At 65.4% G+C, this 6,095-nt stretch carries 8 protein-coding genes; 3 read left to right on the forward strand and 5 right to left on the reverse strand.

What is annotated here, in order from left to right; genetic code table 11:
* Positions 1-94: 94 nt before the first annotated feature.
* The 4 genes from VGN46_RS03645 to VGN46_RS03660 form a co-directional block, all read right to left on the reverse strand.
* Complete coding sequence (locus VGN46_RS03645) at positions 95-643, reverse strand: DUF3106 domain-containing protein (RefSeq protein ID WP_331640747.1); 549 nt, start codon at positions 641-643, stop codon at positions 95-97.
* A gap of 5 nt (positions 644-648) precedes the next feature.
* Positions 649-1,035, reverse strand: a complete 387-nt coding sequence (locus VGN46_RS03650; RefSeq protein ID WP_331640734.1) for a hypothetical protein — start codon at positions 1,033-1,035, stop codon at positions 649-651.
* Complete coding sequence (locus VGN46_RS03655) at positions 1,032-1,655, reverse strand: RNA polymerase sigma factor (protein WP_414675214.1); 624 nt, start codon at positions 1,653-1,655, stop codon at positions 1,032-1,034. Before VGN46_RS03655 ends, VGN46_RS03650 begins: the two co-directional genes overlap by 4 nt.
* A 96-nt stretch (positions 1,656-1,751) precedes the next feature.
* Positions 1,752-2,192: a hypothetical protein gene (locus VGN46_RS03660; RefSeq protein WP_331640736.1), complete on the reverse strand. Its 441-nt coding sequence runs from the start codon at positions 2,190-2,192 to the stop codon at positions 1,752-1,754.
* 190 nt (positions 2,193-2,382) lie between these two features.
* On the opposite strand from VGN46_RS03660, the gene sufT reads away from it, so the two are divergent.
* Both sufT and VGN46_RS03670 read left to right on the forward strand, forming a co-directional pair.
* Positions 2,383-2,940 carry a putative Fe-S cluster assembly protein SufT gene (sufT, locus tag VGN46_RS03665; protein ID WP_331640737.1) on the forward strand — a complete coding sequence of 186 codons (558 nt, stop codon included), beginning with the start codon at positions 2,383-2,385 and terminating at the stop codon, positions 2,938-2,940.
* A gap of 122 nt (positions 2,941-3,062) precedes the next feature.
* Positions 3,063-3,431, forward strand: a complete 369-nt coding sequence (locus VGN46_RS03670) for a hypothetical protein (RefSeq protein ID WP_331640739.1) — start codon at positions 3,063-3,065, stop codon at positions 3,429-3,431.
* 17 nt (positions 3,432-3,448) lie between these two features.
* Here the strand turns inward: VGN46_RS03670 and VGN46_RS03675 are convergent, their stop codons facing one another.
* Positions 3,449-3,889, reverse strand: a complete 441-nt coding sequence (locus tag VGN46_RS03675) for a DUF4279 domain-containing protein (RefSeq protein WP_331640741.1) — start codon at positions 3,887-3,889, stop codon at positions 3,449-3,451.
* 251 nt (positions 3,890-4,140) lie between these two features.
* Between VGN46_RS03675 and VGN46_RS03680 the strand changes: the two genes are divergently transcribed.
* Positions 4,141-5,976 (forward strand): M4 family metallopeptidase, encoded by a 1,836-nt coding sequence (locus VGN46_RS03680; RefSeq protein ID WP_331640743.1) that lies wholly within the window; start codon positions 4,141-4,143, stop codon positions 5,974-5,976.
* Positions 5,977-6,095 lie beyond the last annotated feature (119 nt).

Here is a 6,095-nt window from a genome sequence, read left to right on the forward strand (position 1 = left end):
ACGCGCTCGCGGGCCTGCACGTGTAGGAGCGCGCTTGCGCGCGATGGACCTTGCCGCACGCACCCATCGCGCGCAAGCGCGCTCCTACAGGAGCTCAGCGGTCGTGTGGCGGCGGGGGCGGCGGCAGGGCGTCGTTCGGGCCCAGGTGGTCCAGGGCCTGGCGGCGCTGTTCCGGGGTCTGGTTGCGCCACTGGTCGACCAGCGCACGGCGCTGTTCCGGCGACAGGGTGCGGAAGCGCTCGAACGCGTCGTGCAATTTCTGCCGCTGTTCCGGCGAGAGGTCGTTGAACTTCTGCTGATTGCGCCGTGCCTGTGCACGTTCTTCCGGCGTCATCTGTTGCCAGTGGGCGATACGGTCGCGGATTTCCGCACGGCGTTCGGGCGGCAGCCCGCGCCAGCGCTGGGCCTTGTCGAGCATGCGCGACTGGCGCTGCGGTGGGAACGTATCCCACTCCTTCGCCAGCGGTGCAAGGATGTCTTTCTCATCCGCCGACAGCTGCGCCCACGGGCGCGGCGGCGGCAGCGGATGATCGTCGGACGACCGGAAATCTTCAGAAGGCGCAGGCAGCCCGGCCTGCGCACTGGCCACGAAGGGTGCGGCCAGCGCCAACAGCGCGGCAAAGGAAAAAACGAGGCGGCGCATCGTGCTCACTTAGTGCTCCGGCCCTGGCCGTTGCTGTCGTTGTAGGCGAGCCAGCTGTAGAACTGCAGGTCCTTGTACAGCGTGGGGTCCGTGCTATCGGCATCCGGCGGCAGATCGCTCGGGTCGGTGGCATCGACGGCCTGCACCACGGCAGGCGGCGCGGACGAGGGCCCGCCCAGCGGCTGCCAGACCATAAGCGTCGCCAAGGCCACGACGGCGAACGCACTGGCCGGAATCAGGACGCGGCGCACCGTGGAGTGGGGCGACGGACGCTCGAGCGCGGTACGGCGCGCCGCGCGCAGGCGGCCGGCCATCGCCGGATCCACATCGCGGCTGGCGCGCAGGTAAAGATCCCTGGCGCGACGTTCGAGTTCATGATCGTGCTGGCTCATCGCCATGCCTCCAGATGTTCGCGCAGCGCATGCATCGCGCGCGAAAGATGTGTCTTGACGCTGCCATCGGAACAACCCATGGCCTCGGCGGTTTCCGCGACATCCAGGCCTTCCATGACGCGGAAGGTGAACGCTTCGCGTTGTCGTCGCGGCAATTTGCGTACGGCAGCCACGATATCGCCGTAGGCCTGGGAATCCTGCAGGCGCGCCGACGGGTCGGGCGCGTCGTCCGCAGGTTCCCATGCCGGGAGTTCCGCGCCGTCGTCATCGTGACCGCCACCGATCCAGCCCACCACGATCGAGCGAACCTTGCGGCGGCGCTGCAGATCGACGATCCGGCGCCGCAGGATGCCCCAGAACAGCGGTGTCCATTCTTGCGCCGGCTTGTCCGCGTAGTGCCTTACCAGGCGCAGCATGGCGTCCTGTACCGCATCCAGCCCGTCGTCGCGATTGCCCAGGTGGATTTCGGCCATGCGCCATGCGCGACGCTCGATACCCGCTAAAAAGGCATCCATGCTTGCCGGGACATCACGCAGATCCTCGAGCGAGGCACTATCGAGCGCGAGTGAGCCGTTCACGGCTTTCTCCGCGTCTTCGCGCTTGCCATCCTCGTGCTCCATACGGCCTGGTTTCACCTTGCTAAACGCGGTCGGCGACCGCTGGTTGACTCGTCGTCCACGGGTATCTTCCCGTGTGGGCATTTACCACGTGTGAAGTCAGCCACGGCGGCGGCCGAGCGGCCATGCGACCAGCGCCGATAAAACGGCGCCGGCGAGGTAAAGGCCGATATCCGCCGGGCCCTGGGCCAGGCGGGCCAGCGCGATGAGCATGGCCGGGCCCGCATCGGCGATCGCCTGGGCGAAGCCCACCCCCATCATGCCGGCGATCGACGCCGCAGCGGCGAGGCAGCTTACGTAAAGGGAAGCCAGTACGGTGGCGCCTGCCGCCAGCGCAGCCCCCGGCACACCCTCGAATTTCAGCCAGCGGCGGACCACATAGCCCAGCGCCCAGCCCACGGGCAGGGCCAGCGTCGGGAGGGCGCGGCCGAACATCATGGAGGGGACCATCCACACGGCGCCGGCGGCGAATCCGAAGAGGATGGCGCCGAGCAGGCCAGACAGGAGGTTGATAAGGCGGCGCAGGGGATTAGCCACCATGGGAGGGAATCGACGGACGCATGGGAACCGGGATGGGGGAAACGCCCGCATGATAGCGGGCCCCGCGCCCACGCGCTCTTGAGGGAGGGCCCCGGTGCCCAAACGTTGCGGGGTAGATGCTGACCGCCGGCCCCCGGCGGGCGCATAATTGCCTACTTTGCGGCTCGAGGGCCGCCTCCACAGGACATCCATGAGCGGTTTCAGCCTCAGTAGCGAGCCCTTCACCCTGGAACGTGACTGCGCCGCGGTCATGGTGCCGCAGGGCGAGACGGTGACGCTCCCGGCCGGGCAGATCGGCTACATCACCCAGGCCCTCGGCGGCAGCTTCACCGTCTACGTGGAGGGCAACCTGTTCCGGATCGCCGGCAACGACGCCGACGCCCTGGGCAAGGAGCCGCCGCGGGCGATCGAACTCCCCGACGATGCCTCCAACGAGGACGTCGAAAAGCTCGTCTGGCAGCAGTTGCGCACCTGTTTCGACCCGGAAATCCCCATCAATGTGGTGGAACTGGGCCTCGTCTACGACGTGAGCCTGGAAACCACCGACGAAGGCAACCGCAAGGCCTACGTGAAGATGACCCTGACCGCGCCCGGCTGCGGCATGGGCGATATCCTGGTCGACGATGTCCGCACCAAGCTCGAACTGATCCCCACCGTGCTCGAGGCCGATGTCGACCTGGTGTTCGACCCACCCTGGAACCAGTCGATGATGTCCGACGCGGCCAAGCTCGAAACCGGGATGCTCTGAGCGCCGCTCAGAGATCGCGCAGTTCGACTCGTTGCTGCGCAGCTCAAGGCCCTTCAAAACCAGCCGCCCCCGCCCCCTCCGCCGACTCCATAGGAGCAAATACTATGATTCGGATAAGCGCGGTGACCCTGATAACCGCCCTGGTCCTGAATGCCGGGCCTGCACGCAGCGCGTCGGAAATTCAGCCCATCACGAGTGGCACCGTGACGTCGTCAAAGCCGACATCACGGTGTTCCGCCGGTACTTGCGACGTGCCTCCGGCTCAGACGAACGCGGTAACGTCAGCGATGGCCGAATACCGGCACGACATGCCGAAAGTGACCCGTTTCGGTCTGCTGATCGAAAGCACGGGGCAGACGATCGAAGTTACCGTGTATCCCGCGTACGAGGGCGACGTACCGCCATTTTCGGTCCCTGGCGACCATATGGCCGTCACTTATATTTTTGACACATCCGGACAGCGTCAGATCCGCAAGTACTACAACCGTTAGTTTTCGGCTCTACCGTGTCAGAGTTCACTTAGCTCCACGCTGCAGGCGGCGTCATAGGCCGCCATCGCCGCGATGGTCGCCTTGGCCGCGTGCAATACCGGCAGGTGGCCGGGAGCTACGCGCACTTCGATGTTTACGTGGGCGTCGAGCTCTAGCAGGGTAATTGCCTGGATGATGGCGTCGCGCTGCGGCGCTAGCACCTGCAGCAGCGCTGTGATCGCCGTATCCACCGAATAGGTGCGCTGGGCCGGAAGGGTCACGCCCCAGCCATGCGCGCGTCGCGCCTGGTCCGCCCCTTCGTCGACATCGCCCTTCTGCCAGGCCTGGCCACCCTCGATACCGAACCCGGCGACGATGTGGTCGAGGACATGGCGCTCGGAAGTCAGCCGGAACGAGGCGCTGACCAGCGGCGTCTGCTGGGTGAGGTCGGCATCGATATCAAGCATGGTGCTGGCCATGGTGGTTCCCCGTTTACGGCAGCGCGAGCGCGACTTGGCCGTTCCGTGCATAGCATCGCGTTTTTTCACGACCTAGGGAAACCCCTAGGTAGTCGACCGCGAAAACTTGCGATAGGTTGACAAGGACTTTCGGTCGGGGGGCCGTTGGTCACACGGGCATTCGCGCTCCGGCGCGAAATCATCATCGTTCGGAATGTGGTCCACCACGGCCGCAATGGCTTCGTGTTGCCCATTCCTGGAGGAGGAACGTAATGGCACATCATGTTCGCTTGAAACTCCTGGCGGTTGCCGTCGGCATCGCCGCTACCTCGGCCGCCTCGGCGGCGACCGAGCAGGCGCTGCGCGCACAGAACCTGGGCGCCGCGCCAGCCAGCCAGCTGGCCAGCAAGCTGGGCCTTTCGGCAGATAACGCGTTCGTCGCAAAGAACGCTTTACCCACCGTGAAGGGCACCCAGACCGTACGCATGCAACAGACCTTCAAGGGCGTGCCGGTGTATGGCCGCAGCATCGCCGTGGAGCAGGATGCACAGGGCAATGCGCTGGTCGCTAACGGCGTCGTTTCATCCGATCTGCAGGTAGACCTCGCCTCGGTCGCGCCGAAGCTCGACCAGGCCGGCGCTGTCGCCGTGCTGATCCGCCAGGCGACCACCCTGCGTAGCGCGGCGATCAAGCCGGAAAACGCAAAGGCCGACCTGTACGTCTACCCGGGCGAAGGCGCTCCGGCCCGCCTCGTGTACCTCACCTCGTTCTTCAGCGGGGGTGAACATCCCTCGCGCCCGACCGCTATCGTCGATGCCAATACCGGCGAAGTGATCAAGCAGTGGGATGGCCTGACCTACGCCGATGCCAATGGCCCCGGCGGCAATGGCAAGACCGGCCAGTACACCTGGGGCGCTAACGGCCTTCCGGCGCTGAACGTGACCCAGTCGGGCACGACCTGCACCATGCAGAACAGCAACGTGAAGACCTACAACATGAAGAAGGCGACCTCCGGCAGCGGCACGCTGTGGAGCTTCACCTGCCCGACCTCGAGCGGTGACGCCGTGAACGGCGGCTTCGGCCCGATCAACGACGCCCACCACTTCGGTGGCGTGGTGCATGACATGTACAACTCGTACACGGGTGCGCCGCCGCTGAACCAGGTGCTGATCATGAAGGTGCATTACGGTTCGAGCTACGAGAACGCCTTCTGGGATGGCACCTCAATGACCTTCGGCGATGGCGCCAGCACGTTCTACCCGCTGGTCGCGCTGGATGTCACCTCGCACGAAATCAGCCATGGTTACACCGAGCAGCACTCCAACCTGGAGTACGACGGCCAGTCGGGCGGCATGAACGAAGCCTATTCGGATATCGCGGGTGAAGCGGCCGAGTACTTCGATCGTGGCACCAACGATTTCCTCGTCGGCGCCGACATCGTGAAGAGCAGCGCCGGCATCGGTGCCGCGCTGCGCTATATGTGTAACCCGCCGCAGGATGGTGGCTCGATCGGCAACGCGTCGGACTACTACAACGGCCTCGACGTGCATTACTCCTCGGGCGTGTACAACAAGGCGTTCTGCCTGCTGGCCAAGACCAGTGGCTGGGATACGGTCAAGGCGTTCAAGGCCTTTGCCCGCGCGAATGCCGTGTACTGGACGGCCACTTCGACGTTCAACAGCGGCGCGTGTGGCGTGGCCAGCGCGGCCACCGACCTCGGCTATTCGGCCGCCGACGTGGCTACCGCGTTCACCGGCGTGGGCGTGAGCTGCACCGGTGGTGGCGGCTCCGGCGGCACCGCGTTGCAGAACGGCACGGCCAAGACGGGCCTGGCGGGTTCGTCGGGTACCGAGCTCAGCTACACGGTAACCGTGGCGGCGGGCGCGAAGAACCTGGTCATCGCGACCAGCGGTGGTAGCGGCGATGCAGACCTCTACGTCAAGTTCGGTTCCGCACCGACCACGTCCAGCTACAACTGCCGTCCGTACAAGACCGGTAACGCTGAGTCGTGCTCGTTCGCGACGACCCAGGCCGGGGTGTACTACGTGAAGGTGCGTGGTTACACGACCTTCTCGGGCGTATTGCTCAAGGCGACCTGGACCCCGTAAACCACGCTGCAAACGTGTCACTCCCGGGAAAAGGGCCAGGCTTCGTCCTGGCCCTTTTCTTTTCCGATACCCCTGTAGGAGCGCGCTTGCGCGCGATGGGGTCCCCGCAAAACCCATCG

Source organism: Luteibacter sp., assembly GCF_036500425.1.
GTDB lineage: Bacteria > Pseudomonadota > Gammaproteobacteria > Xanthomonadales > Rhodanobacteraceae > Luteibacter.

Coding starts and splice junctions, on each gene's coding strand:
- sufT (WP_331640737.1), top strand. CDS start 2,383: ATGAGCGGTTTCAGCCTCAGTAGCGAGCCCTTCACCCTGGAACGTGAC.
- VGN46_RS03650 (WP_331640734.1), bottom strand. CDS start 1,035: ATGAGCCAGCACGATCATGAACTCGAACGTCGCGCCAGGGATCTTTAC.
- VGN46_RS03675 (WP_331640741.1), bottom strand. CDS start 3,889: ATGGCCAGCACCATGCTTGATATCGATGCCGACCTCACCCAGCAGACG.
- VGN46_RS03680 (WP_331640743.1), top strand. CDS start 4,141: ATGGCACATCATGTTCGCTTGAAACTCCTGGCGGTTGCCGTCGGCATC.
- VGN46_RS03645 (WP_331640747.1), bottom strand. CDS start 643: ATGCGCCGCCTCGTTTTTTCCTTTGCCGCGCTGTTGGCGCTGGCCGCA.
- VGN46_RS03660 (WP_331640736.1), bottom strand. CDS start 2,192: ATGGTGGCTAATCCCCTGCGCCGCCTTATCAACCTCCTGTCTGGCCTG.
- VGN46_RS03655 (WP_414675214.1), bottom strand. CDS start 1,655: ATGGAGCACGAGGATGGCAAGCGCGAAGACGCGGAGAAAGCCGTGAAC.